Source organism: Ruegeria sp. ABV3_008, from assembly GCF_056161185.1.
Genome location: NZ_JBSWYP010000008.1, coordinates 134663 through 159967 on the forward strand (window position 1 = coordinate 134663; position 25305 = coordinate 159967).

Sequence of the window (25305 nt, forward strand, 5' to 3'; positions counted from 1 at the left end):
AGAGCCGAACATGATCACACGCATTGCTCTGCCTTGCCTTCTTTTGACCGCCTGCCAAACCACGACAGACCCGGCGGACGGAGGGTTTTTCGCCGGAGTATCCGGCATTGCGACCGGAGCCTATGATGATCGGATCGAAGCCGCCGAGGGCGATGTGGCGACAGCTCAGGCCCGCAACGACGCATTGGCCGCGCAGATCAGGTCGTCGGAATCGGAACTGGCGCAGCTGAAATTGAAAATCCTGCAACAGCGCGATGCAATTGGCGGCGGAGACCCCGCCACAGCCGCCAGAATCGACAGGGTGCTGAACGCAAAGCCCCAAGGCACCACTGCCGAGGCGCAATTGCAGGCCCTACAGCGCAGCATTTCCGAGGCCCGCGCGCTAAGTGCAGATTTGGCGCGGCTGTCGGGATAAGCTCTACAGCTAAGTTCAGGTTTTTACGTCGTTGGAATGCCGCGATGTCGCAAATGCGCTAGCAGTGACGTAAAAACCGCCCGACAATTCCTCATGACTTGTCAGTGCATCCCAACTCGTATGGATCGCCGGGCCACCGGCTGCAACTTGGTGGCACCGCGTCGGTAACAGGCCGAACGGGCGCCATGCCCAAACTGTTACAGACGACAACGGACCCCTCCATGACAACTGCTCTGCGCCTCGCCATAGATATTGGCGGCACGTTTACCGATACCGTCCTCGTTTCAGGCGATGAGACGATACTGGCCTCGACCAAAACCCTAACCACGCACCAAAACCCGGCTGAAGGCGCGATGGAAGGGGCACTGCGCGTCATGGAAAGCGCGGGGCGGTCACTAGCCGAGGTGACTGGCTTCATCCACGGCACGACACTGGCCACCAACGCTCTGATCGAGCGGCGCGGGGCCACTGTGGCAACTGTCGCGACCGAAGGCTTCCGCGATATCCTCGAAATCGCCTACGAACGGCGCTATGCGCAGTACGATATCAACTTGGAAAAACCCGACCTTCTCGTCCCGCGTGAACGCTCGCTGACCGTTCGAGAGCGAATGTCCGCGAGCGGTGAGGTTCTGATCGAACTGGAAGAAGACGCTATTGACGCGCTTCTGGCTGAAATCGACGCCAGCGGGGCGGATGCGGTTGCGATCTGCCTCATGCATTCCTACGCGAACCCCATGCATGAACGTCGGCTGCGCGATGCTCTTGCCGAACGATGCCCCGGTCTGACCGTGTCGATCTCATCCGATGTCAGCCCCGAGGCGCGCGAGTTTGACCGGCTCTGCACCACGGTTGCCAACGCCTATATCCAACCGCTGATGGAGACCTATCTGACCCGCTTCGTTGAAAAGTTCGAAGCAGAAGGGGTCACCTGCCCGATCCTGATGATGACCGCAGGTGGAGGCATGTGCACCATCCAGACGGCCATGCGTTTCCCGATCCGGCTGGTCGAAAGTGGCCCTGCCGGAGGGGCTATTCTAGCCGCGCGTATCGCTGCTCGGGCCGGGTTGGATCAGGTTTTGTCGTTTGACATGGGTGGCACGACCGCCAAGCTCTGCCTCATCGACAATGCCCGACCCCAAACCTCGCGCCAGTTCGAGATCGCGCGGGCCGCGCGCTTCATCAAGGGCTCTGGTATGCCGGTACGTATCCCCGTGATCGAGATGATCGAAATCGGCGCCGGCGGAGGTTCCATCGCCGGGGTGGACCGGCTGTGCCGTCTGACGGTGGGGCCAAAATCGGCAGGCTCGGAGCCCGGCCCGGTGGCTTTTGGGCGCGGCGGAACCGAGCCGACTGTGACCGACAGTGACATCACTCTGGGCTACATCGTGCCCGACACATTTGCCGAAGGGTTCATCAAGATTGACCCTGAGGCGTCAAACGGCGCGTTGCAAAGCGTAATCGGCACGGCGCTTAAAACCGACGCGACAGGGGCCGCTGACGGGGTTAGTCGCATCGTGGATGAAAGCATGGCGAGCGCTGGGCGGATGCATGCGGTGGAGTCGGGCAAAGACCTCGGGCCGCGTACCATGATCGCTTTTGGCGGCAACGGCCCGCTCCATGCCAGCCGCGTGGCCCGATCTGCGGGTGTCAGCCGCATCGTGGTTCCTCCAAATCCCGGTGTTGGCTCGGCGGTGGGTTTCCTGTTTGCGCCCGTGTCATTTGAGATCGTGCGCTCGTACTATTCCCTGCTGGGTAAGTTGGATTTCACGGCGATCAACGGCCTTTTTGACGATATGATCGCCGAGGCCAGCGCCGTCGTTGCCCAAGGTGCCGGAGATGCACCGACCGAAATCCAACGCTCGGCCTTTATGCGCTATAGCGGTCAGGGGCATGAGATTGAGATTTCGCTGCCTGACCGCACACTTACCCCAGAAGACCTCGCCCCGCTGACCGAGGCGTTTGAAACGGAGTACCGCAAGCAATTCTCGCGCCCCGTTCCGGGCATGCAGATCGAGATACTGAACTGGGCCGTGCAAGTCGCGACTCCTGACGCTGCCGTTCCCGAACTGCTTTCCACTCCGGCGCTAACAACGATAACACCTCCAGAAACCCGGTCCATCATCTGTGATGTAGACGGGCAGACGAAACAGGCTGGTTTTGTGGCCCGAGCCAATCTCAACCCCGGCGACCGCATCTACGGCCCCGCGCTGATCCATGAACCACAGACGACGACGCTCGTCTCAGCCGATTTTTCGGCCCATGTGGATGCCATCGGAAACCTCGTCCTGATCCGGAACCAGAAAGGAGGCGTGCAATGACACCTGCGCGACTGCAAGTGATGTGGAACCGGCTGCTGGCGGTTGTCGAGGAACAGGGCCAGACCCTGATCCGCGCAGCTTTCAGCCCGATTGTACGCGAATGCGGCGACATTTCTGCCGGGATTTTCGACGTGAATGGCCGGATGCTGGCGCAAGCCGTGACCGGGACGCCGGGCCATATCAACACCATGGCCGAAGCCGTTCAGCACCTACGCGCCGCCTTCCCGGTTCAGACGATGAAACCCGGCGACATCTACATGACGAACGATCCATGGCTCGCCTCGGGTCACTTGAACGACTTCCTTTTGATGATGCCCGCGTTCAAGGATGGCAAGGTCGTCGGCTTCACTTCCTGCACCTCGCATCTGGTTGACCTAGGCGGGCTGGGCATGGGGCCTGAGGGTTCGGACATATACGACGAGGGCCTGCTGATCCCGCCCTGCAAACTGGTCGAGGAAGGCACGCCGAACGCCCTGCTGCTGGACATCATCCGCGCCAATAGCCGTGAACCGGTGGCGAATGAGGGCGATATCTACGCCTTGATCGCCTGCTGCGAGGCTGGGGTGAACCGGCTGGTGTCAATGATGGAGGAATTCGGCATCGACGATCTGGACGCACTGGGGGCCTACATCATCGAGACGTCGCGCCGGGGCACTCTGGCCGCCATCGCCGAGGTGCCTGCTGGCGTCTACAAGAACGTCCTGAAGATGGATGGCTATGAGAATGAATTGGAACTGCACGCCACCCTGACCGTCACCGCCGACGGGATGCATGTGGATTTCACTGGCACCTCCGGCTGTTCGCGCAAGGGCATCAACGTGCCGCTGAACTATGCCACTGCCTATACCGTTTTTGCCCTGCGCTGCATTGTCGGGTCGGACATTCCCAACAATGCAGGCTCTCTGGAGCCGTTCACTGTCGATGGTCCCAACGGCTGCATCCTGAATGCGCAGCGGCCGGTGCCCGTCGCGATGCGCCATACGCTGGGTCAGGTGACCCCTGATTTGGTTCTGGGCTGCCTGCATCAGGCCCTGCCCGATCAGGTCCCGGCCGAGGGCGCATCCTGTATGTTCGACCTGCCCATGCGCCATGCACCTGAGGTCGCCCGTGACGGAGGCCTCGAATTCGCGGTGGAACCCGTGCATAACGGCGGTACGGGCGCGCGGCCTCATGCGGATGGGTTGTCGGCAACGGCCTACCCTTCGGGCGTGTTCGGCAGCCAGGTGGAGATCACCGAAAGCGTCGCCCCCATCACGATCTGGCGGCGCGAGCTTCGGCCTGACTCGGGCGGTGCGGGAAAATTCCGTGGCGGGTTGGGGCAGCGGATCGAGATGACCTCGGCCAACGGTGCGCCCTTCATCGTCTTCCTCTCGGTCGAACGGCTAAAATTCCCCGCGCTTGGGCGGATGGGCGGCCAACCCGGAACACCTGGGCGCATCCGGTTCCGCGACAGCGACACTGACATCCCCGGCAAAGGCGAGCTGCGGGTCGAAGACGGCGACTACCTGATATTTGAAACCCCCGGAGGGGGTGGCTTCGGCGATCCGACAGACAGGCACCCGGATGCGCTGGCACTGGATCTCAAGCGCGGCCTGGTCAGCGCCGAAGGGGCCAAAGCATACGGAGGTGGATCATGATCCGGCCCGTCCCTCATGTTGGTGCCCTGGCCGCCTATGCGCTGGCCGATCTTGGCGGTCCTCAGACGATTTCACTGGCCCAAAACGAAAGCGCTTTTCCCGCCAGCCCTACCGCCATTGCCGCCGGACAGGCCGCGATGGCCGACATGCCACTCTATCCTGATCCGGAATGGCCGGACCTGCGTTTAGCGATAGCTGAAGTGCATGGGCTGGACCCGAGCAACATCCTTTGCGGCGCGGGATCGATGGAGCTGATCGGTTGCCTTATCCACGCTTACGCTGAGCATGGAGACCGTGTGCTGGGTACCGAGTACGGCTACGCCTTTGTCGCCTCGGCGGCCGCGCAGGTGCAGGCGGATTATGTCAAAGCGCGCGAGGTCGACCTAACTGTTTCGGTGGATGACATTCTGAGCGCAGTCACTCCAGAAACGCGCATCGTCTTCGTCTGCAATCCCGGCAATCCGACCGGGACGGTGATCCCGAACACGGAAATTCTGCGCCTGCGGACCAACCTCCCTCAAAAAGCCCTGCTGGTCGTCGATCAAGCCTATGCCGAGTTCTCGGATGCCGAACACGATCCGGCAGAGATATTCGCTATGATTCAGCGCGGCGATACGGTCGTCATCCGCACGTTTTCCAAAGCCTATGGGCTGGCGGGCGCTCGGGTTGGGTGGGCCTATGCTCCGCCCGAGATTGGAGCAGAACTGCGCAAGCTTTTGAACCCAAACAATGTCTCGATCCCCTCGCAGGCAGCAGCCGCCTCGGCGATGCGAGATCAGGCGCATATGCGAGAGGTTGTGGCAAATACTGCACGCATCCGCGATGCGTTCACGGAAGATTGCCGCGCTTTGGGGTTGACCGTCCCGCACAGCCACACAAATTTCGTCTTGCTGCGGTTTGCCTCAGTCGATCAAGCGCAGCGGGCCGATGCCGCTTTGCGCGCAGAAAACTTGCTGATGCGCGGGATGGGCGGCTATGGCCTAGGCAATTGCCTCCGCGCCACGATTTGCACACCAGACGTGATGAACCGCGCCCGCGATGTACTGAAAGGAGCGCTGACATGACCGAGACCCGAACCGCAGCCAAGATCGGCGTTCTGGTGCCTTTCACCAACACCAATCTGGAACCGGATCTGGAGCTGATGCGCCCGCCCAATACCACGCTGCATTACCAGCGTATGGGCGGGTATGACGTGGACGAAATCCCTGGCTCGGATCAGATGGCGGGGCTGGGCGCGTCGGATATCAGCCATGATTTGCGGATGATCTCTGGCGTGCGGCCCGACATCGTTCTTTACGGCTGCACCTCGGCCACGCTGACCCATGGCCCATCCTTCGACACCGAGTTGGCCGAACAGATCAAATCCGGTGCCAATGCCAAATCAGTCACAGCGGCCAGTGCTCTGATCGCAGGCATTCAGGCGTTGGGGGCCCGCAAAGTCGGCTTTTCGTCGCCCTATCTGGGCGAGATCAATACGCAGGCCATCGCGTTCATGGCCCAAAATGGGGTCGAAACGGTCAAATGCGCCGATGTGGGCCGGGAACTGGGCAACTACGGTCAGGGAGAATTGACCCCGGACGAAGTCTTCGACCTCGCCTGCCAGGCCGACCACCAACAGGCCGAGGCGATTGTTCTGAGTTGCACCGATATGCGGTCCGTTGAGGTCATCGAACGGATTGAAGCCGCGCTAGACAAACCCGTTGTCACGTCCAACCAGGCGATGATGTTCTGCTTGCTGCGCGAGCTCGGGCTATCACAGCATAAGGGGCTCCCCGGGCGATTGTTCAACTGTATTTGAGGGACTAGGAACCGGGTGGAGCGTCATAAATCGACGCGCCAAGATCCGAGAAAGTCGATACCGGATCTCTCAGCCCCAGAACGGCGTCGCGTATGGCAGAGGCTCTTTTCTCGCCAAGCGAGGGTGTTGCAAACTCCATATATTTCGCGACCACTTCGGCCTGATCCATAGGAGCCTCGGGGCCGCCGCGCGCGTGGACGTCGCCCGTCTCCAGCACCCGCCCGTCGTGCAAGCGGATCGTGACATCGGCGATGCGGCACTCGGGGAATCGGGCGGAATGGCGCGCGTCTTCGACAACGGAAATACGTTCCAACAAAGACACCACCAAAGGATCAGACAGACCCGCGCCCGAGATATGCTCGACCCCGATCCGCCCATAGGCCATCATCACCGCCACCGCGAATGGCAGCGAATACTGCGCCTTTGAGGTGTCGTCGGGCACGCCCTGAAACAGACAAGCGCTTTCGCGGAACGTATTGACCTGGACCGAGGCGATATCTTCATGGCTCAGGTCATGGTCGCGCATAAGCTGCCGGACAGCGTCAATCGCAGCGTGCGCCCAACGGCAGATTGGGTAGGGTTTCACATATTGATGCTGCATCTGCCAAAACTGGCCAAGGTCCTGCCAGTGGCTCGTGACCTCTTCGGCTTCGATTGTTATTGCGGGCGCACCGGTAAAGCCTTTCTCGGCCAAAACGGCCGAAGACACACCAACCAAAGCCCCCCAGCCCGATCCGTCATGCAACATGGTGGGGTTCGCGATCTCGCGCATCATCTGGCTGCGGGGGCCGTGATATTCGGCGATGCCCATGGCCTGCCGCAAATGATCTGCACTCAACCCGCGCATCCGAGCCACGACGGCGACGACGCCCAAGGCGTTCCACGCCCCCGAAGTGTGATAGTCGCTGACCGTATCATGCAGAGAAATCCCGGCGCGCCCAGCGACCTCATACCCGATGGTGACAGCGGTCAGAGCTTCGGGACCCGAGAAGTCCGGCAAAGTTTCCGCCAGCGCACAAAGCGCCGGGACAACCGCGACACCGATATGCCCTTTGGTCGGGTTATACCCGTCATGCCCATCCAGATTGTCAGTCTGCGTCGCAGCGGCATAGGCGCAACCGGCGGCACTGACCCGGCGGCCATCAAACAGCATCCGCGCGCTGAGCGCTGGATCACCTGCCCCGTAGAGCGCAAACGCGGTTTCTCTGGCGATACTCCCAGCCGCCATAGGACCCGACGCTATCGTAATGCCCAATGTGTCGAGCAGCATTAACGTGGCGGCGTTGAGCGTCGCTTCGGGGATATCCTCCGGTGTTATACCAAGGGTGAAATCAGCAACTCTTTGGAAGGTATCTGTCACGGCCTGCTCCTAGCTCAACACCTCTCAAGGCAGGTTAGGAGGTTTCGAATGGGATGGCACGAAAACAATTGAGAACGAACGGTCCGGCGTTCTAGTGCCGGACCGCCCCATGTTTAAGGTCAGAGGGTTACTGCCCCATCGGATCAACCAGCTTGTTCAACACGCGGTCTTTTGTGACCTGACCGATGATCGCCCCGTTCTCGATCACTCCAACCGGTGCATTGTTCTGGTCGAAGCCCTGGATAACGTCGCGAATATCAGTGTCCGCATCGATAGAGCGATCCGGCGTACCGGTTGCAGGCTCCATCACGTCCCGCGCGCGCAGAACGCCCAGTGGGTTCATATGCGCAACGAAATCGGCCACATAATCGTCCTCCGGTTTTGAGTAGATCTCGGACGGGGTGCCGCATTGTACGATGCGACCGCCCTCCATGATGGCGATACGGTTGCCGATCTTGAAGGCCTCATCAAGGTCATGGGACACAAAGATGATCGTGCGTTTCAGCTTTTCCTGAAGGCGCAGCAGTTCATCCTGCAGCTTGGTCCGGATCAGCGGATCGAGGGCCGAGAACGGCTCATCCATCAACAGGATCGGCGCCTGAGTGGAAAAGGCGCGGGCCAGACCGACGCGTTGTTGCATACCGCCCGAAAGCTCTCCGACCTTACGATCCGCCCAGTCGGACAGACCAACCAAAGCAAGCTGCTCATCGGTGCGCTGCAACCTCTCAGTGCGGGACATGCCAGACAGCTCCAGCCCCAGCCAGACGTTTTCGCGCACAGAGCGCCATGGAAGCAGGCCGAATTGCTGGAACACCATGGCAATATGGTTCTGCCGCATCCGGCGCAGGGTACGGGCGTCGGCGTTGGTGACGTCCACCATTTCCGATCCGTCCGAGACCCGCACCGCGCCTCGGATCACCGGGTTCAACCCGTTCACCGCCCGCAGCAACGTGGACTTTCCCGAACCGGACAGCCCCATCAGCACCAGCGTTTCGCCCTCATGCACGGTGAGCGAGCAATTGTGGACGCCCAGCACCTGACCACAGGCTTCTTTGACCGTCGCACGGTCTTTGCCTTCGTCCATGAAGGGCAACGCGCTTTTGGGGTCGTTGCCGAACGCGATTGAAACATTGTCAAATTCAACTGCGGTCATGGATCAATGCTCCACTCTGAGGACGCGATCTAGGATGATCGCCACAACAACGATGACAAAGCCGGATTCGAAACCAAGGGCCGTGTTCACCTGATTGAGCGCCCGCACGACCGGCACACCCAAGCCGTCAGCGCCAACAAGAGCGGCGATCACAACCATCGACAGCGACAGCATGATGGTCTGGTTCAGCCCTGTCATGATCTGCGGCAGCGCGTAAGGCAGTTCAACCTTCCACAGAGTTTGGGATTTGGTCGCGCCAAAGGCCTCAGCCGCCTCAAGCAGCGGGGTAGGCGTCGAGGACACACCCAGATGGGTCAGGCGGATCGGAGCGGGCAACACGAAGATCACGGTTGCGATCAGGCCCGGCACCATGCCGATACCAAAGAATACGATCGCGGGGATCAGGTAGACGAAGGTCGGCAGGGTTTGCATCAGGTCCAGCACCGGCCGCATCGCCACGTAAAGCTTGGGCCTATGCGCCGCCGCGATGCCAATAGGCACGCCAATCGCCATACAGACCAGACAGGAGGACAGAACCAGCGTCAGGCTTTCCGTCGTTTCTTCCCAATATCCCTGATTGAGAATGAACAGAAACCCCAGCGCCACAAACAAGCAAACCTTCCAATTGCGCTGCAACAGCCACGTGATGCCCACGAAGACGCCCACAACGATCAAAGGATGCGGCGTTTGCAACACCCACAATATGCCATCAATCAGCGCCTCTAGAACCCAGGACAACCAATCGAAAAATGGCTCCCCTATCTCTTGGAGCCATTCAAAAACCGCTCGGGCCGTCTTGCCGACGGGTATCTTGTTGTCGGTCAGCCAATCCATCTGTCTGCCTTTCAGAGTATTCCGGGCCTGAGATCAGGCCACAAAAAAGCCCTCCGCCACAGACACGCGGCGAAGGGCGTTTAAGGTTATTGACCCAGTGCTGCGCTTACTGCGGCGACTGCGTCACCACCGTCGCGGGTCGTGACACCGTCCAGCCATGGGGTATAGGCATCCGGGTTGGCTTTCAGCCATGCGCTGGCTGCGTCCGCCGGATCTTCGCCACCATCCAGAATCGCGGCCATGATCTCGTTTTCCATCGCGAGAGAGAATTCCAAGTTGTTCAGCAGCGCGCCAATGTTCGGGCATTCTTCTGCATAGCCTTTGCGGGTGTTGGTGAACACGGTCGCGCCGCCGAAGTTGGGGCCAAAGAACTCATCGCCACCCGTCAGGTAGGACATCTCGAAATTGGCGTTCATCGGATGCGGTTCCCAGCCCAGGAACACGATCGGATCGCCCTTGCGCGAGGCGCGGTCCACCTGCGCCAGCATGCCCTGCTCCGAGCTTTCAGCGACTTCGAAACCAGAGAGGCCAAACGAATCGCCGTCGATCATGGACTGAATCAGGCGGTTGCCGTCATTGCCCGGCTCGATTCCGAAGATTTTGCCGTCCAGAGCATCGGAGTGTGTTGAAATATCAGCGAAATCCTTGATGCCCAGCTCGGCGGCTGCAGCGTTGACGGCCAGCGTGTACTTGGCGCCTTCCAGGTTCGCGCGCACGGTTTCAACCGTTCCTGCTTCGCGATACGGTGCGATATCGCCCTCCATGGTCGGCATCCAGTTGCCTAGGAACACGTCGATATCGCCTTCGGCCATCGAGGTGTAAGTCACTGGAACGGAAAGGATCTTGATCTCCGTATCGTAACCCAAAGCGTCAAGAATTGTTGTCGTTGCAGCAGTGGTCGCGGTGATATCGGTCCAACCGACATCCGAGAATACGACCTCGTCGCAATTGGCCAATGCCGCCCCGGCAGATGCCAGAATGGCAAGGGTTGAGATGGTTGTTAGGGCTTTCACTGGAGCCTCCCTGTTTTTTTGATTGACTGGTTAGTTAGGAAAAATAAATGACACATAGTCAAGTCTAATTGTTCACATGCAGCCGGATTCAGGCAACAGTTTCTGTCGCGCGCTGAACAATTCACGGATTGCGTGGCATGGATTTCGGTTTGGCTGCGAGCGGTTTGTGGCGCACGTTTGAGTTGCTGATGCCCCGGGGGACAGGCATGTCCTATTTCAATATGACACGCGAATGCAATCCGTTAGCAGGCCTACCAAGGAACCGTTAGGCACAGCTACCTAGATGTTACGGCTCCATCAAAGACGGAGCCGCCGAGAGGAGTCAGACCCCCAGTTTTGCTTACTTGCCCTTCCAGACAGGATCACGCTTCTCCGCAAACGCGCGCGCGCCTTCCAACTGGTCTTCACTGGCATAGAGGACATCGACGGTACGTAGCTGCCGTTTGGTGATACGGTTCATGGCGTCCTGGAACTTGCTGTCTTCGGCATCGCGCACGACCTCTTTGATCGCGGCATAGACCAGCGGCGGGCCCGAGGCCAACAGGCGGGCCAGCTCCCACGCGCGATCCATCAGCTGATCCGCGGCCACGATCTCATTCACCAAGCCCCAACGGTTGGCTTCCTCCGCGTCGAACCAACGGCCCGTGAGCAGCAGCTCCATCGCGATGTGATACGGGATGCGCTTGGGCAGTTTGACGCTGGCCGCATCCGCCACGGTGCCCGAGCGGATTTCCGGCAGGGCAAAACTCGCATGGTCTGCGGCGAGGATCATGTCGGCGGACAGCGCAAGCTCCAGCCCTCCCCCGCAGGCAATGCCGTTTACAGCTGCGATGACGGGTTTGTTCATGTCGCGCAATTCCTGCAAGCCACCAAAGCCGCCAACGCCATAGTCCCCGTCGACCGCATCGCCATCGGCTGCGGCTTTCAAGTCCCATCCGGGGCAAAAGAACTTCTCTCCCGCACCTGTCAGGATCGCAACGCGCAGGTCCGGGTCGTCGCGGAACTCGGCAAAGACGTCGCCCATGATGCGGCTGGTCGCCAGATCAATGGCATTGGCTTTGGGCCGGTCCAATGTGACCTCAAGAATCGCGCCATCACGGCGGGTTTTGATCGGGTCCATATCTCAGGCCTTTCTGATGAGGGCATCCACGGCCACCGCCTTGTCGGGCGCGCAGAGGAGCGGGTTAATTTCGACCTCGCCAAGCGTGTCGGCGTTTTGCATGACATAGGCCTGAACGGCCTCAACAGCGGCCACGATGGCATCCATATCAGCCGCTGGTTGGCCGCGATAGCCCGTCAGAAGCGGTGCAATCTTCAATTTACCCAAGGCGTTGCGGATGTCATCAGCAGAACTGGGCACCAGCAGGGAGGCAGTATCGCGCAGCACTTCGGTCAGCACACCGCCTGCGCCCAGAGTCAGGACAAACCCATGCGCTGGATCGCGCACCACGCCCACAAGAAGCTCGGCCACTGTTCCGGTGATCATCTCTTCGATCAGAATTTCAGGGGTGCCGATGTCCGCGGCGACGTCGGCCACGTCTTCGGCAAGAACACCCAATCGCACGGCCGCGTGTTCTGACTTATGCGCCAGCCCCACGCCCTTGACCGCAAAGGGCGCGTCCATGTCCTGAGCGGCAGCGCGCGCCTGAACAGCTCCTGTGACTGTGCGGTTCTGCGGGATACGCATTCCGCACTCGGCCAGAACGCGTTTGGACTCGCCTTCGGTGAGTGTCCTTTTGGCCTCAGCCGTTCCGGGCAATGTGACCGGTTTGTCCGAAGGGGCTGTGATCCGTCCCGCCGCTTCGGTTGCTGCAAGAGCTTCGCGCAGCCCCATGAAGGGTACCACGCCGCCGTCCATGAGCTCTTGCGCCACATCTTCGGGCAGCAGTTCCGGCAATGTCGCGGCAACGGCAAATCGCGCGCCGGTCTCCGCTCGCACTTTCATCGCTGCACGCGAGGCATAGGCCCAGTCGCTCGCATCCGTGGTCGGATAGTCGAGGATCGAGAACGTCAGATCAATGTCATCGCCCGTCATCCCGGCCCAGGCCCGCGCCATCGCCGCTTCATCCCGCCAGATATAAGTGTGGTAGTCCAGTGGGTTATTCAGCGCCACCATCGGTCCGAGTGCCTCTCGCAGGTGGGCTTTCTGACCGTCGCTTAGGCGGGGGAAGGACAACCCGGTTCCAACGGCCATGTCAGCGATCAGGCTCGCCTCACCGCCGGAACAGCTGATCGAGGCTATGTTGTTACCCGGAAGCGGGCCATAGCAATGCAGCAGTTTCAGCGTCTCCAGAAAATCGGGCAAGGCCGATAGGCGTGGAATGCCGAGACGCTCCAAAATGGCCTGCGCACCCGTGTCGCTTCCGGCCAGAGAGGCGGTATGCGACACGGTTGCGGCCTGAGCCTGCTCGGACGCGCCGACCTTGAGCGCCACCAGAGGGATACCTTTGGAGTGGGCCTTCTGCGCCAGAGCCTCCCATTCGCGGATGTCTTTGAAGCCTTCAATATGTAGGCCAACTGCAGTCACACGCGGATCGTCCAGCAAGGCCGAGGCAATCTGCGCCTGACTGGTTTGCGCCATGTTCCCACAGGTCACCATGTAGGCGATGGGCAGCGCGCGTTTCTGCATGGTCAGGTTGATCGAGATATTCGAACTTTGCGTCAGGATCGCAACGCCAGAGTCGACCGGCTTGGCCCCGTGTTGGTCGGGCCACAACAAAGCCCCGTCTAACGCGTTTATGAAACCATAGCAATTGGGTCCCAGAATGGGCATGTCGCCCGCTGCTGCCACCAATTGTGCCTGCAGATCGCCGCCTGTGTCATCCTCAGCCACGGCCTCGGAAAAACCTGACGCTAAACACACCGCTCCACCCGCGCCGGTGGCAGAAAGGGTGCGCACCGCCTCAATCGTGGCATGGCGGTTGATGCCGATGAAAACGGCATCCGGCGATGCTGGCAGGTCTTCGAGTCTGGCATAGGCCCCATGGCCAGCGATCTCGGTTGCTTTAGGATGAACAGGCCAGATCTGACCCGCATAACCCGTACGTTCAGACTGTAGAATGACCTGCTGACACCAAGCTCCACCACCGATCACAGCGATGGAGTTCGGGCGCAAAAGCCGGGTGAGGTCTTTGGTCATCGTCAGGCGCCCAGTGGACGCAGAAGATCACGGCTGATGATGTGACGCTGGATTTCGCTGGTGCCATCCCATATCCGCTCAACCCGCGCGTCACGCCAAAAGCGTTCGATCGGGAAGTCGTCCATCAGACCCATGCCACCATAGATTTGCAGCGTCGCGTCGGTGACCCGCGCCAGCATTTCCGAGGCATAAAGCTTAGCCGAGGCGATTTCGCGGTTCGAGGGCAGGTTTTCGTCCAGGCGCCAGGCAGCAGACAGAGTCAGCCAATCCGCGGCATCAATCTCGGTGATCATATCGGCGATCTGGAAACCAATGCCCTGGAATTTACCGATGGGCTGGCCAAACTGTTTGCGCTCAGCAGCATAGTTCAGCGCATAGTCGAAACAGCGCCGCGCCCGACCGACCGAGAAGGCCGCAACCGTCAGGCGAGTCGCATAGAGCCACTCGTTCATGACAGCGAAACCGCCATCGACCTCGCCTAGAACCTGCGCGTCAGGCAGCCGGCAATTGTCGAAGTAGAGGATGTAGTTCTTGTAGCCCTTGTGGCTGACCGAGTTATACCCCTCGCGCACCTCAAACCCGGGCGTTCCGCGATCCACCAGGAAGGTCGTGATCCGCTTTTTTGGCCCTTTTGGTGTTTCATCCACGCCGGTTGCAATGAAGACGATAAAGAAATCCGCATGTTCCGCGCCCGAAATGAAGTGTTTGGAGCCGTTGATGACCCAATCGCCGCCATCCTTCACAGCCTGACATTTCATCCCGCGCACATCCGAGCCCGCATCCGGTTCAGTCATCGCCAGGGCATCCATCCTTTCGCCACGCACAGCTGGCAGCAAATAGCGTTCGCGCTGTTCATCATTGCAGGCCATCAGAATGTTCTGCGGACGACCAAAGAAATGGGTCAGAGCCATCGATCCACGACCCAGCTCGCGCTCGACCAGCGTAAAATCGAGATGCGAAAGGCCTGCGCCGCCAACCTCTTCTGGGAAGTTGCAGGCATAAAAGCCCAGATCGATGCATTTCTGTTTGATCTCTTCGCCCAGCTCATGCGGCACCTGACCGGTGCGTTCGACCTCGACCTCATGTGGGTAGATTTCGTTTTCGACAAAGCTGCGGACTGTCGAGACGATCATGTCCTGTTCTTCGGTCAGACCAAACTGCATGGCGCGATATCCTTGGATAGGTGATTGACGCAGGAAACGAGATTCCCCATGTTCGCGGCATGCAGTTTTCGCCGAATGTCATGCAGAGTTGGTAAATTTTTGAGTCACAGATTTAACATCTTGCTGTTCGATGGATTCTCGAACCACTGCCTCGCCAACATGGTCGAGCCTCTGCGGGCGGCCAACACTCTGTCCCGGCAGTCTTTGTATGAGTGGCGGTTCTGTTCCGTTGACGGGGAAGCCGTCCACAGCTCCAGCGGGCTAGCGGTGACACCGGATACCGCCCTGACCGACCAGCGAGGGGATGTTCTGGTTGTGATGCCCTCTTACGGGTTCTTGCAATTGGGCAAGCCCACGACCCTGCGCGCCCTGCTAGCGGCCGCAAAAAGGCACGCACAGGTGGCTGGGCTGGATACCGGCAGCTGGTTGATGGCACGGGCCGGGCTACTGGATGGGCACCGCGCGACGATTCACTGGGATGAGCTTTCCCGATTTGAAGAAGCCTTTCCCGCCGTGGACGTCGTGCAAGAGCGCTACGTCATTGATGGCGCTCGTCTGACCTGTTCTGGGGCGATGGCGGCGTTTGATCTTGCACTGGCGCTTATCCGCACGGATCACGGCCCGCTGTTGTCGATGGAGGTCGCCCATCTGTTTATGAGCCGTGGCCGGAGCGACCACTATGCCTTACCGATGCAAACCGAAGACACGTTGGTCAACCGTGCGTTGGCCATCATGCAGGCAAACCTGGAAACACCGCTTTCGATCACACAGGTTGCACGCAAAACGGGGTGCACTCAGAAACGGCTGGAAATGCGCGTTCAAGCGGACCTGAAAACCACACCGCAAGCGCTCTATCGTCGGTTGCGTCTGAACCTTGCGCGCAGGCTAACCGAAGAGACCGAGCAATCCATCGCCGAAATCGCCAGCCGGTCGGGCTACGAGAACGCCAGCGCGATGACCCGTGCTTTCAAGGCCGAGTTCGGGCAGACCCCCTCGGCCTTCCGCAACAGGGTGTAGAGGGACAGCGCCGCCCCAAGACGGCGCTGCTCTTATGTCAGTCGCTTAACGCGACAGAACGCGCAGACGACTTTCGAATTCACCACGGTCCACGTAGCAGCCGTGCAGGTGACGGTGGCCTGTATTGGGATCGAAGGCCGAACGCCCGTGCAGTACACGACGGTTGTCAAAGACCACCATTTCGCCGCCCTTCAGCTTGAGCTGAAGCAGGTATTTGGGGTCGCGCGTCATCGCCATGAACTTCTGATAGGCGCGGTAGTAGCGCGCCATGAGAGCGGGCTCGATATCAAGGAAATCCGCCAGATGCGCGTTGAAGCAGATCTCGATCACGTCGCCGTTTTCATCGCAGGTGATGACCCGTTTACGCGAGCGGATGTCCGTTTCACCATCATGGAACCGGAACGGGATCGAGATGTCGCACAGGGCGTCAAAGGCATCGGGATCCTCCAGTTTCAGGTCCTCTGCCACCGCATAGCCATCACAGAACAGCGACTCACCGCCCTCAGCCTCATTGGCGAGACAGTGCAGGAACTGGAACCCCGGAGGCAGTTCCTGATTGGTCAGGTCGGTGTGCAGCGGCAACGCAACCGGCGTATAGGCAAGATTGTTCGGGTTGGGTTTGGATTTGACCTCGAAGGTCAGCCCAAAATTGGTCTCGCGCAGAAAGCCGATCCGGCGCGCGACATCCATGCCAGCCTCGGTGCTGTCGGCTAGATGGTCCACGATGCTCAGCCCGTATTGACGCGCTGCGATCAGCCAGGTCTTCAAAGCACTGTCTTGTGTCAGCACCCCTTCGGCTTTCGCGCGCGGGATACCGGTGGACGAAAGTTCGGCCCGCCATGTGACGAAACCGGTATCGGCCGGATCGAAAGCAGGTTGCCCCGGGCGGCGATGGCGCAGCCAGTCCAGATCAAAACCGATGGGCGCCTGATCTTTGGCCCAAACAACATGCAGGCTGTTGTCGGACTGGAATGCCTGCACGGGTTTAATATCCAGCGCAATGGCGGTGAGGTCTGTGAGGCGCTCCTGCGTCTGCGGATGGAACCCTGCAGGGTCGTTTTCGCGCAGCCAGATGAACGGGAAATCCCCGGTCATATGGTCGGGCCAGGTGATACGCACATGTGTTTCGGCCAGTTCAACCTGAACCGGTTTCGAGAGAGTTTGAATTGTCATGTTAGTCTTTCGCGTTGAGTTGAAATTCGGATTCAATCTCAGCGCTGGGATGGGGGCGGCCACCAATCGTAGGCCTTCCTGTAAGGATGCCCGGGTCGGCGGCCCAACGTCGCTGGTTTTTCTAAGCTGGATGGCATGCGAAGGTCTGGATTGGGGGCTATCTCTTTGCGAAGGCTTTAATTGTTTTGCGGCGCAGTCAAACGGAAAACGTGCCGGCAAACGTAGAGCCTACGGCAAACTTCAACCCTGCTGTTTTGCTGAGCAAACCCTGCGGCACAAAAGGTGTGAAAAGATTGACGCGCCGCCTGAAATACAGAACGGTGTGACAAAATTCGACGACCCGACGCTTGTGACGCGCCGACGCGACAAACCAGACTCAGCAGAGAGACAAGACCATGCCCCAGACCGCAGACACAAACCGCCGCATCGTTCTGAACGAACGCCCCAAGGGGGAACCCGATGACAATACGCTGCGGCTGGAGACTACGGAAATCCCCACTCCGGGCGCGGGCGAGATGCTGGTCCGCACCTGCTACCTGTCGCTGGACCCGTATATGCGCGGACGGATGAATGACGCAAAATCCTATGCCGAGCCTGTGGCAATTGGCGGGGTCATGACCGGACAGGTTGTGGGACAGGTTGTGACCTCGAACCTCGATGGATTCGAGAAGGGCGACTACGTACTGTCTGGCAGTGGCTGGCAGGACTACGCGATCACGGACGGAACCGAGGTCATAAACATGGGCAAAGCGCCACAAAACCCGTCCTGGGCATTGGGTATTCTGGGTATGCCCGGCTACACCGCCTATGCCGGGTTGCTACAGATCGGCGAACCCAAGCCCGGAGAAACCGTAGTCGTTGCCGCCGCTTCCGGGCCGGTCGGAGCGACCGTCGGGCAGATCGCCAAGATCAAAGGTTGCCGGGTCGTAGGCGTTGCGGGCGGAGCCGAAAAATGCGCGCATGTGGTGGAAAATCTGGGCTTCGACGCCTGTATCGACCACAAAGCTGCCGATTTCGCTGATCAATTGCGGGCCGCCTGCCCGGATGGGATTGATGTCTACTTCGAAAATGTTGGCGGCAAGGTGCTTTACGGCGTCCTGCCTTTGCTGAACGCTTTTGCGCGCATCCCGATCTGCGGCGTGGTCTCGTGGTACAACCTGCCTGGCTTGCCGGACGGTCCGGATATGGGGCCTGCGATCATAGGCACGCTGCTACGGATGAAGGTGAAGGCTCAGGGGTTCATCATCTTCGACAGCTTCCCGGCCTCGCTCTACAAAGAGTTCGTCACGGATATGACCGGCTGGATTCAGGACGGATCGGTCAAATATCGCGAGCACATGGTCGAGGGGCTAGAGGCCGCGCCCGAGGCACTGAACCAGCTGCTGCGCGGTGAGAATTTCGGCAAGATGGTGGTGAATGTCGGGGCCTGATCGCCCCAGTAAGCCTCTAGTTGGCACCCCACTCCGAATTAGAAACGACAGTCGCCGCACCGAGCAGCGGCGACTGTTCTCTTTCAAGCCGTTTCAAGCCCACCAATCGCAGCCAGCGCGCTAACGATTTCGGGCACGCCCTGCCGTTGACGCAACGAGGCAAACAAGAACGGCCGACCCTTGCGCATGCGCGTGGCGTCTTCCTGCATCACCTCAAGCGACGCGCCCACATGCGGGGCGAGATCGGTTTTGTTGATGATCAACAGATCCGATTTCGTGATCGCAGGCCCACCCTTGCGCGGGATTTCTTCGCCCGCAGCCACATCAATCACGTAGAGCGTTACATCTGCCAGTTCAGGGCTGAACGTCGCCGACAGGTTATCGCCGCCACTTTCGATCAGCACGACGTCAATCTCCGGGTGGCGCGACTGCATCTCGGCCACAGCCGCAAGGTTGATCGAGGCGTCCTCTCGGATCGCGGTATGCGGGCAACCGCCGGTTTCAACGCCGATGATCCTGTCCTGAGGCAGGATCTGCATCCGCATCAGCGCCTCGGCGTCCTCTTGGGTGTAGATGTCGTTTGTGATCACGCCCACCGAACAGATATCGCGTAGCGCCTCAGACAGCGCGGCGGTCAGGGTGGTTTTGCCCGCGCCGACGGGGCCTCCGATGCCGACACGAAGGGGGCCGTTCGTACTGCTCATGTTCGGAAAATCCTTGAATACTGTGTTTCATGCTTCATTGCCGCGATATCCGCGAGGAACGCCGTCGAACTCAGATCCTCCAGACCTGCGTCCAGTGCCTTTGCGGCAATCGTTGCGCTGAGGGGCGTCAGATCCCGTATCAGCCGCTGCGCATCGGTTTGCCCCAAGGGCACAAGGCGCGTTGCGCAGGCGACCAGATTGCTCAGGAACGCCTGCAGGAACATCTCAGTAACCAATGGCAACGGCAAATTCTGCAATCGTGCCGCACGCCCTACCGCCACCGGATAGGTCAGGTGCTGCAAGTCCAAGCCCCAGACATCCCCGGTCACGGCTCCAAACGCCTGCCCGAGCAAACTGGTTTCCATCAACCGCTCGGATGAGGCGCTGAACGCGCGGGCTGTGGCGTCGATGTCGGTCAGGTCGACCGGGGTTTCGGCGGCGTAAGCCGCCCCCAGAAAAAGCGCGTCGTTCCAGCCAGCGCCATACTCCAATACGTCCGACACCCAGGCGCCCGTATCCTCAGGGCTGGCAATCGAACCGAGTTCTATAGCTGCCTCCAGCCCGTGGGAGTAGGCAAACCCACCGACCGGATAGGCCGGTGACAACCATTGCACCAAGGTCAGGATATCGGAGTTAGTGGGCGTGGCCATGTGTCCTGCCATGACCATAGGCGCCGCCTTCGGGGGTGAAGGGTTCAACGACTTCTTGGATTTCGGCCCCCAGTTTCAGCAGCATATCTCGAATGACATGATCGCGTTGTATCAGGAGCCGGTCGGCTTCGATCTGACAGGGCGTGTGGCGATTACCAATATGCCACGCAAGGTGCAGCAGATTGTCCCCGCTGATTTCCAACAACTCTTCCGGTGCGGCGATGATTTCAATCTCGCGCCCATCCTCCAGCACCAGAACCCCACCATGGTCGAGGGATTTCGTGTGTGCCAAATCGACCAAAAAGGACTCACCATCATCGGTGGCCAGCATTTTACGGCGCAGGAAACGCCCGTCATAGTCCAGCGAGACCTGAGCATGCGCCGGATCGTGGTGGTGATCGTGATAGATACGGGCGGTTTTGATCGCAGTGGTCATCGTGGCCTCCTTTTCAAATCAGAACATGAAATAGCGCTGCGCCATCGGCAGCACTTCGGCAGGTTGACAGGTGAGCAGCTCCCCATCGGCTCGGACCTCATAGGTTTCCGGGTCAACCTCGATCTGGGGCGTTGCATCATTCAGCAGCAAATCCTGCTTGCCGATATCGCGCGTGTTGCGCACGGCGACGGTTTGTTTCGCCAGTCCCAGTGTATCACCGATCCCACTCGCTTGCGCGGCCTCCGAGACAAATGTGATCGCCGAGTTTTCAACCGACCGGCCGTAAGCTCCGAACATGGGGCGGCTATAGACCGGCTGCGGCGTTGGGATCGAGGCATTCGGGTCGCCCATCTGCGCACAGGCGATGGTGCCACCCAACAAGACCATCTCGGGCTTCACCCCGAAAAAGGCCGGGTTCCACAGGACCAGATCGGCGCGTTTGCCCTCCTCGATACTGCCGATCTGATGGCTCAGGCCATGCGCAATCGCCGGGTTGATGGTGTACTTCGCGATATAACGACGAACGCGCAGGTTATCATTGTCGCCAGTTTCCTCGCGCAGGCGGCCGCGTTGTTTTTTCATCTTGTCGGCGGTCTGCCATGTACGGATCAGAACCTCTCCGACCCGACCCATTGCCTGACTGTCCGAAGCGATGATGCTGAACGCGCCCATGTCGTGGAGGATGTCCTCGGCCGCAATCGTCTCGCGCCGGATGCGGCTTTCGGCAAAGGCCACGTCCTCGGGGATGGATTTGTCGAGGTGGTGGCACACCATCAGCATGTCCAGATGTTCTTCGACCGTGTTCACGGTGAAGGGCCGCGTGGGGTTGGTTGACGACGGCAGAACGTGGTTTTCGCCGCAGATCTTTATGATATCGGGGGCGTGGCCACCGCCTGCGCCTTCGGTGTGGAAGGCGTGGATCGTGCGACCTTTCATGGCGCCCACGGTGTTCTCGACAAAACCGGATTCGTTCAGCGTGTCGGTGTGGATCATGACTTGCACATCCATCGCATCGGCCACCGAAAGGCAGCAATCGATGGCGGCAGGGGTCGTGCCCCAATCCTCATGCAGTTTCAGAGCGCAGGCACCTGCGGTGACCTGCTCCTCCAGCGCCGCAGGCAGAGAGGCGTTGCCCTTGCCTGCAAAGGCCAGGTTCATCGGAAACGCGTCGGCAGCCTGCAACATCCGCCCTATATGCCATGGGCCCGGCGTGCAGGTGGTGGCCAGAGTGCCATGTGCGGGGCCCGTTCCGCCGCCCAGCATGGTGGTCAGGCCGGAATGCAACGCATCCTCGATCTGTTGCGGGCAGATGAAGTGGATGTGACTGTCGAAGCCTCCTGCAGTCAGGATTCGCCCCTCGCCAGCGATGGCCTCAGTCCCCGGCCCGACGACGATGTCGACGCCGGGCTGCGTGTCGGGGTTTCCGGCCTTGCCGATCTTGGCGATGCGCCCGTCTTTCAGGCCCACATCCGCCTTGTAGATGCCCGAGTGATCCACGATCAGCGCATTGGTGATGACCGTATCCACGGCCCCCTCGGCGCGCGTGGCCTGAGACTGCCCCATCCCATCGCGGATCACCTTACCGCCGCCGAACTTGACCTCTTCGCCATAGAGCAGCGCATTGTCGCCGGTTCCCCCGGTCGCGGCAGCGCCCGCGCGTTCGGCGGTCAAGTCGCGCTCGACCTCGATCACCAGATCGGTATCGGCCAGCCGCAATTTGTCGCCGGTGGTAGGGCCGAACATGGCGGCGTAGTCAGAACGTTTGATTGTTGCTGGCATCAGAGCGACCCCATGACCTTTTGATTGAACCCATAGACTTTGCGCGCGCCGCCGATCGGGATCAGCGAGACCTCACGCGCTTGACCGGGCTCGAACCGAACGGCGGTGCCGGGGGCGATGTCCAGACGCAGCCCATGTGCCGCAGCACGGTCAAAGTCGAGCGCCGGGTTGGTTTCGGCGAAATGATAGTGCGAGCCGACCTGAACCGGGCGGTCGCCGGTATTGGCGACCATCAGAGTGATTGCCTTTGCACTTGCATTCAGGGTGATCTCACCCTCGGCCGGGAACAGCTCTCCGGGTATCATTTGTTCAACTCTATCATCAGCGCGATTGCGGCCAGTGCGACAACCGCCAGGCCAACGCCAAGGGTCGCGTAGTCCATGCCGTGCGCATGGATATGCGTATCGGTGTGGGCGGCGGCAGGGCCTGCAACGATCAGGGCCGGGAAAAGCATACGGGTCATATATTGGTTCCTTTGTTAGCGAATGGGGTTGTGGACGGTCACAAGCTTGGTGCCGTCGGGAAAGGTGGCTTCGACTTGAACCTCGTGGATCATCTCGGGCACGCCCTCCATGCATTGATCCCGGGTGATCACTTCGGCTCCGGCCTGCATCATGTCGGCCACAGAACGACCGTCGCGCGCACCTTCGACCACAGCGTCGGTGATCAGGGCGATGGCCTCGGGATGGTTCAGCCTGACCCCTCGGGCAAGGCGCTTGCGGGCAACTTCGGCAGCCATGGCGACCATCAGTTTGTCTTTTTCGCGGGGGGTCAGGTTCATCTCAGATCATCCAGCATCGGGGAAGAGTGTTATTGTTGAGCTGCCACAGAACCGGCATCAGCGCACGGCGTAGGGCAAAGCTGTTTTCGGCTAGCATCCGGATCACCAGCAGATCACCATGGATCAGCGTTGCACCTGCCGTTTCGGGCAACATCTGGCGCACCGTGTCCAAGTGCCCTTCGGCCGAGCTGCAGGCAAAGACGACGAGCGCCATTGCGCCCGCCCCGTCTGCGATATGAGGTTTCGCGAGATGGGCGTGCAGGTCGCCGTCAAAGCACATTGTATCCAAGAAAAGAGGGGCTCTACCGCGCCGAATTTCGATCCGGTCCCGCAGACGGATATCGGTCAGAGTTTCACCCATCGCCGCGCGTCCAAAGACCAAAGGCTCAACCATCAGTAGCGTCGCGTCCGGCTCCATTTCGACCAGTAGTCGACGATCCAGCGCACTGCCGTTGAACAGGATTGTCTCTTGCGGCAGCCAGTTCATGCGCGCGCCAGGCGCGATGGTCAGGTGATTGACGACCTGACCATAGGGGCCGGGCTGCGCCTTGTAAGCGCGCTCACACGCCTGTGTCGCCATCGTTAGGGTCGTGCCCTCGCCCGCTGTTCCGGAGAACCGAAACGAATCCCCACCAGTGACGCCGCCAGCAGTGTTCAGCAGAACCGCATCCAACGCGTGCGATTCTGCACGCGGGAACAAGCACTTAAAGGAACCGGATTGGCGGAAAATGTCCAGAACCGACCGCTTTCCCAAAAGCTTGGTGCTGATCGACACGGCCCCCTTGGCGCGAGGCGGGGTTTTGTCCGCATTGGGTGTTATTTGGGCAAGTTTCGTAATTGGGCACCCCCGAGGCGTCAGTTCATGCCCTGTGTTTCAGGTCTGGGATGACGGAAAACCATTCTTGGGTGTCGCAATCGACGATAAAACCGATGCAGGTGACCAAATTTTTGGCACACATACGGGTAATGGATTAAAAATTAATCAGATGCGGCTGATTTTTGCATTTGCCTGACCGACAGGTTGCCAAGTTTGCCGCGATGCAGAAACCGTATGGGTGCTCGTCGGGGGAAACATCTCGAAGGGTGTGTGACGGCTGCGCGAATTGGACCTCGGACACAACCGCCACACGTTAACGCAACAACAGTTGCGGGGATCAGGTAGAAGAGAAACGCGCCGTTGTGCAAGCCCTCTCTCCCGGCCCCGCCCAGGAGGATTACATGAAATCGCTCAAATCCACGCTCGCCGGATCACTGGTATTTGCTGCCATGGCCACCGCCGCACTGTCGGCTGAAGACACGATCAAGGTTGGCGTGCTGCATTCGCTGTCCGGCACGATGGCAATCTCGGAAACCACGCTGAAAGACACGATGCTGATGCTGATCGATCAGCAAAACGCCAAGGGCGGCCTGCTGGGCAAGCAGCTTGAGGCGGTTGTAGTCGACCCGGCCTCGGACTGGCCGCTATTTGCTGAAAAAGCGCGCGAGCTGCTGACCGTGCATGAAGTGGACGTGATCTTTGGCAACTGGACCTCGGTCAGCCGTAAATCGGTTCTGCCGGTGATCGAAGAGCTGAACGGCCTGCTGTTCTACCCAGTTCAGTATGAAGGCGAAGAATCCTCCAAGAACGTCTTCTACACCGGTGCCGCGCCAAACCAGCAGGCAATCCCTGCAACCGACTATTTTCTGGAGGAACTGGGGGTCGAGAAATTCGCTCTGCTCGGCACAGACTATGTCTACCCCAGGACCACCAACAATATTCTGGAAAGCTATCTGAAGGGTAAAGGCATCGCGGACGAGGATATCTTCGTCAACTACACCCCCTTTGGTCATTCTGATTGGTCCAAGATCGTGGCGGACGTGGTCGCGCTGGGTGCAGATGGTAAGAAGGTCGGCGTGATCTCGACTATCAATGGCGACGCAAATATTGGCTTCTACAAAGAGCTGGCGGCTGCGGGCGTTTCAGCCGATGACATCCCGGTTGTAGCCTTCTCGGTCGGTGAGGAAGAACTCTCGGGTCTGGATACCACTAACCTGGTCGGTCACCTGGCCGCGTGGAACTACTTCCAGTCGGCAGATACCGACGTGAACGCAGAGTTCGTTGAGACGTGGAAAGCCACCATGGGTGAAGACCGCGTGACCAATGACCCGATGGAGGCGCATTACATCGGCTTCAACATGTGGGTGAACGCCGCGACCGAGGCCGGATCGACCGAAGTGGATGCCGTGCGCGCCGCCATGTACGGGCAGGAATTCCCGAACCTGACCGGTGGCACTGCCGTGATGCTGCCAAACCACCACCTGGCCAAACCGGTTCTGATCGGTGAGATTCAGGAAGACGGTCAGTTCGATATCATCAGCGAAACCGACGTCGTTCCGGGTGATGCGTGGACCGATTTCCTGCCGGAATCGGCGGTTCTGATCTCGGATTGGAAAGAGCTGGGTTGCGGAATGTACAACACCGAGACCAAGACCTGCGTTCAGACCCTGTCGAACTACTAACCTACT

25 protein-coding genes are annotated in these 25305 nt (G+C 59.8%); 9 read left to right on the top strand and 16 right to left on the bottom strand.

Annotated elements, in window-relative coordinates; translation table 11 throughout:
• Positions 1–10: 10 nt before the first annotated feature.
• The 5 genes from ACXAH8_RS14910 to ACXAH8_RS14930 all read left to right on the top strand — a co-directional run bounded on the left by ACXAH8_RS14910 (position 11) and on the right by ACXAH8_RS14930 (position 6168).
• Positions 11–415: a hypothetical protein gene (locus ACXAH8_RS14910; RefSeq protein ID WP_170467387.1), complete on the top strand. Its 405-nt coding sequence runs from the start codon at positions 11–13 to the stop codon at positions 413–415.
• A gap of 221 nt (positions 416–636) precedes the next feature.
• Positions 637–2733: a hydantoinase/oxoprolinase family protein gene (locus tag ACXAH8_RS14915; protein WP_475219613.1), complete on the top strand. Its 2097-nt coding sequence runs from the start codon at positions 637–639 to the stop codon at positions 2731–2733.
• The gene (locus ACXAH8_RS14920; protein WP_475219615.1) at positions 2730–4370 is read left to right on the top strand and encodes a hydantoinase B/oxoprolinase family protein; all 1641 of its coding nucleotides are present in this window, start codon (positions 2730–2732) and stop codon (positions 4368–4370) included. Before ACXAH8_RS14915 ends, ACXAH8_RS14920 begins: the two co-directional genes overlap by 4 nt.
• Positions 4367–5434: a pyridoxal phosphate-dependent aminotransferase gene (locus ACXAH8_RS14925; protein WP_475219617.1), complete on the top strand. Its 1068-nt coding sequence runs from the start codon at positions 4367–4369 to the stop codon at positions 5432–5434. The genes ACXAH8_RS14920 and ACXAH8_RS14925 overlap by 4 nt, the downstream gene beginning before the upstream one ends.
• Positions 5431–6168: a maleate cis-trans isomerase family protein gene (locus tag ACXAH8_RS14930; RefSeq protein WP_475219619.1), complete on the top strand. Its 738-nt coding sequence runs from the start codon at positions 5431–5433 to the stop codon at positions 6166–6168. The genes ACXAH8_RS14925 and ACXAH8_RS14930 overlap by 4 nt, the downstream gene beginning before the upstream one ends.
• Before the next feature lie 4 nt (positions 6169–6172).
• Here ACXAH8_RS14930 and ACXAH8_RS14935 read toward each other — a convergent pair whose 3' ends face one another.
• The 7 genes from ACXAH8_RS14935 to ACXAH8_RS14965 all read right to left on the bottom strand — a co-directional run bounded on the left by ACXAH8_RS14935 (position 6173) and on the right by ACXAH8_RS14965 (position 14830).
• A complete protein-coding gene (locus tag ACXAH8_RS14935) occupies positions 6173–7528 on the bottom strand; it encodes an MmgE/PrpD family protein (RefSeq protein ID WP_475219621.1) in 1356 nt (451 codons plus the stop codon).
• 127 nt (positions 7529–7655) lie between these two features.
• Positions 7656–8681, bottom strand: a complete 1026-nt coding sequence (gene choV, locus ACXAH8_RS14940) for a choline ABC transporter ATP-binding protein (RefSeq protein WP_475219623.1) — start codon at positions 8679–8681, stop codon at positions 7656–7658.
• A gap of 3 nt (positions 8682–8684) precedes the next feature.
• Positions 8685–9515, bottom strand: coding sequence for a choline ABC transporter permease subunit (gene choW / locus ACXAH8_RS14945; RefSeq protein ID WP_170378502.1), 831 nt, complete (start codon positions 9513–9515; stop codon positions 8685–8687).
• 86 nt (positions 9516–9601) lie between these two features.
• A complete protein-coding gene (choX, locus tag ACXAH8_RS14950) occupies positions 9602–10528 on the bottom strand; it encodes a choline ABC transporter substrate-binding protein (protein ID WP_170467374.1) in 927 nt (308 codons plus the stop codon).
• A 340-nt stretch (positions 10529–10868) separates the two neighbouring features.
• Complete coding sequence (locus ACXAH8_RS14955; protein ID WP_475219626.1) at positions 10869–11648, bottom strand: carnitinyl-CoA dehydratase; 780 nt, start codon at positions 11646–11648, stop codon at positions 10869–10871.
• 3 nt (positions 11649–11651) lie between these two features.
• Positions 11652–13667 (bottom strand): acetate--CoA ligase family protein, encoded by a 2016-nt coding sequence (locus ACXAH8_RS14960; RefSeq protein WP_475219628.1) that lies wholly within the window; start codon positions 13665–13667, stop codon positions 11652–11654.
• A gap of 2 nt (positions 13668–13669) precedes the next feature.
• The gene (locus tag ACXAH8_RS14965) at positions 13670–14830 is read right to left on the bottom strand and encodes an acyl-CoA dehydrogenase family protein (RefSeq protein ID WP_475219630.1); all 1161 of its coding nucleotides are present in this window, start codon (positions 14828–14830) and stop codon (positions 13670–13672) included.
• A 99-nt stretch (positions 14831–14929) separates the two neighbouring features.
• Between ACXAH8_RS14965 and ACXAH8_RS14970 the strand changes: the two genes are divergently transcribed.
• The gene (locus tag ACXAH8_RS14970) at positions 14930–15847 is read left to right on the top strand and encodes a GlxA family transcriptional regulator (RefSeq protein WP_475219632.1); all 918 of its coding nucleotides are present in this window, start codon (positions 14930–14932) and stop codon (positions 15845–15847) included.
• 45 nt (positions 15848–15892) lie between these two features.
• Here ACXAH8_RS14970 and ACXAH8_RS14975 read toward each other — a convergent pair whose 3' ends face one another.
• On the bottom strand, positions 15893–17020 hold the full coding sequence (locus tag ACXAH8_RS14975) for a TauD/TfdA family dioxygenase (protein WP_475219634.1): 1128 nt from the start codon (positions 17018–17020) through the stop codon (positions 15893–15895).
• A gap of 395 nt (positions 17021–17415) precedes the next feature.
• On the opposite strand from ACXAH8_RS14975, the gene ACXAH8_RS14980 reads away from it, so the two are divergent.
• Positions 17416–18450: an NADP-dependent oxidoreductase gene (locus ACXAH8_RS14980; RefSeq protein ID WP_475219636.1), complete on the top strand. Its 1035-nt coding sequence runs from the start codon at positions 17416–17418 to the stop codon at positions 18448–18450.
• A gap of 83 nt (positions 18451–18533) precedes the next feature.
• On the opposite strand, the gene ureG is transcribed toward ACXAH8_RS14980, so the two are convergent.
• The 8 genes from ureG to ACXAH8_RS15020 are packed head-to-tail and all read right to left on the bottom strand — an operon-like array spanning position 18534 to position 23575.
• On the bottom strand, positions 18534–19154 hold the full coding sequence (ureG, locus tag ACXAH8_RS14985) for an urease accessory protein UreG (protein WP_170675879.1): 621 nt from the start codon (positions 19152–19154) through the stop codon (positions 18534–18536).
• Complete coding sequence (locus ACXAH8_RS14990) at positions 19151–19804, bottom strand: urease accessory protein UreF (RefSeq protein WP_475219639.1); 654 nt, start codon at positions 19802–19804, stop codon at positions 19151–19153. Before ACXAH8_RS14990 ends, ureG begins: the two co-directional genes overlap by 4 nt.
• Entirely contained in the window at positions 19788–20240 is a 453-nt protein-coding gene (ureE, locus tag ACXAH8_RS14995) for an urease accessory protein UreE (protein WP_170378524.1), read from the bottom strand. Before ureE ends, ACXAH8_RS14990 begins: the two co-directional genes overlap by 17 nt.
• 18 nt (positions 20241–20258) lie before the next feature.
• Complete coding sequence (gene ureC, locus ACXAH8_RS15000; RefSeq protein ID WP_475219642.1) at positions 20259–22019, bottom strand: urease subunit alpha; 1761 nt, start codon at positions 22017–22019, stop codon at positions 20259–20261.
• Positions 22019–22324: an urease subunit beta gene (locus ACXAH8_RS15005; protein WP_170643278.1), complete on the bottom strand. Its 306-nt coding sequence runs from the start codon at positions 22322–22324 to the stop codon at positions 22019–22021. The genes ureC and ACXAH8_RS15005 overlap by 1 nt, the downstream gene beginning before the upstream one ends.
• A complete protein-coding gene (locus tag ACXAH8_RS15010) occupies positions 22321–22482 on the bottom strand; it encodes a hypothetical protein (protein WP_475219644.1) in 162 nt (53 codons plus the stop codon). Before ACXAH8_RS15010 ends, ACXAH8_RS15005 begins: the two co-directional genes overlap by 4 nt.
• A 15-nt stretch (positions 22483–22497) precedes the next feature.
• The gene (locus ACXAH8_RS15015) at positions 22498–22800 is read right to left on the bottom strand and encodes an urease subunit gamma (RefSeq protein ID WP_170378531.1); all 303 of its coding nucleotides are present in this window, start codon (positions 22798–22800) and stop codon (positions 22498–22500) included.
• A 1-nt stretch (position 22801) separates the two neighbouring features.
• The gene (locus ACXAH8_RS15020) at positions 22802–23575 is read right to left on the bottom strand and encodes an urease accessory protein UreD (RefSeq protein WP_475219646.1); all 774 of its coding nucleotides are present in this window, start codon (positions 23573–23575) and stop codon (positions 22802–22804) included.
• Between ACXAH8_RS15020 and ACXAH8_RS15025 the strand changes: the two genes are divergently transcribed.
• Both ACXAH8_RS15025 and urtA read left to right on the top strand, forming a co-directional pair.
• Positions 23562–23813: a hypothetical protein gene (locus ACXAH8_RS15025; protein ID WP_475219648.1), complete on the top strand. Its 252-nt coding sequence runs from the start codon at positions 23562–23564 to the stop codon at positions 23811–23813. The genes ACXAH8_RS15020 and ACXAH8_RS15025 overlap by 14 nt on opposite strands.
• A 205-nt stretch (positions 23814–24018) precedes the next feature.
• Entirely contained in the window at positions 24019–25299 is a 1281-nt protein-coding gene (gene urtA / locus ACXAH8_RS15030; RefSeq protein WP_170549293.1) for an urea ABC transporter substrate-binding protein, read from the top strand.
• Positions 25300–25305 lie beyond the last annotated feature (6 nt).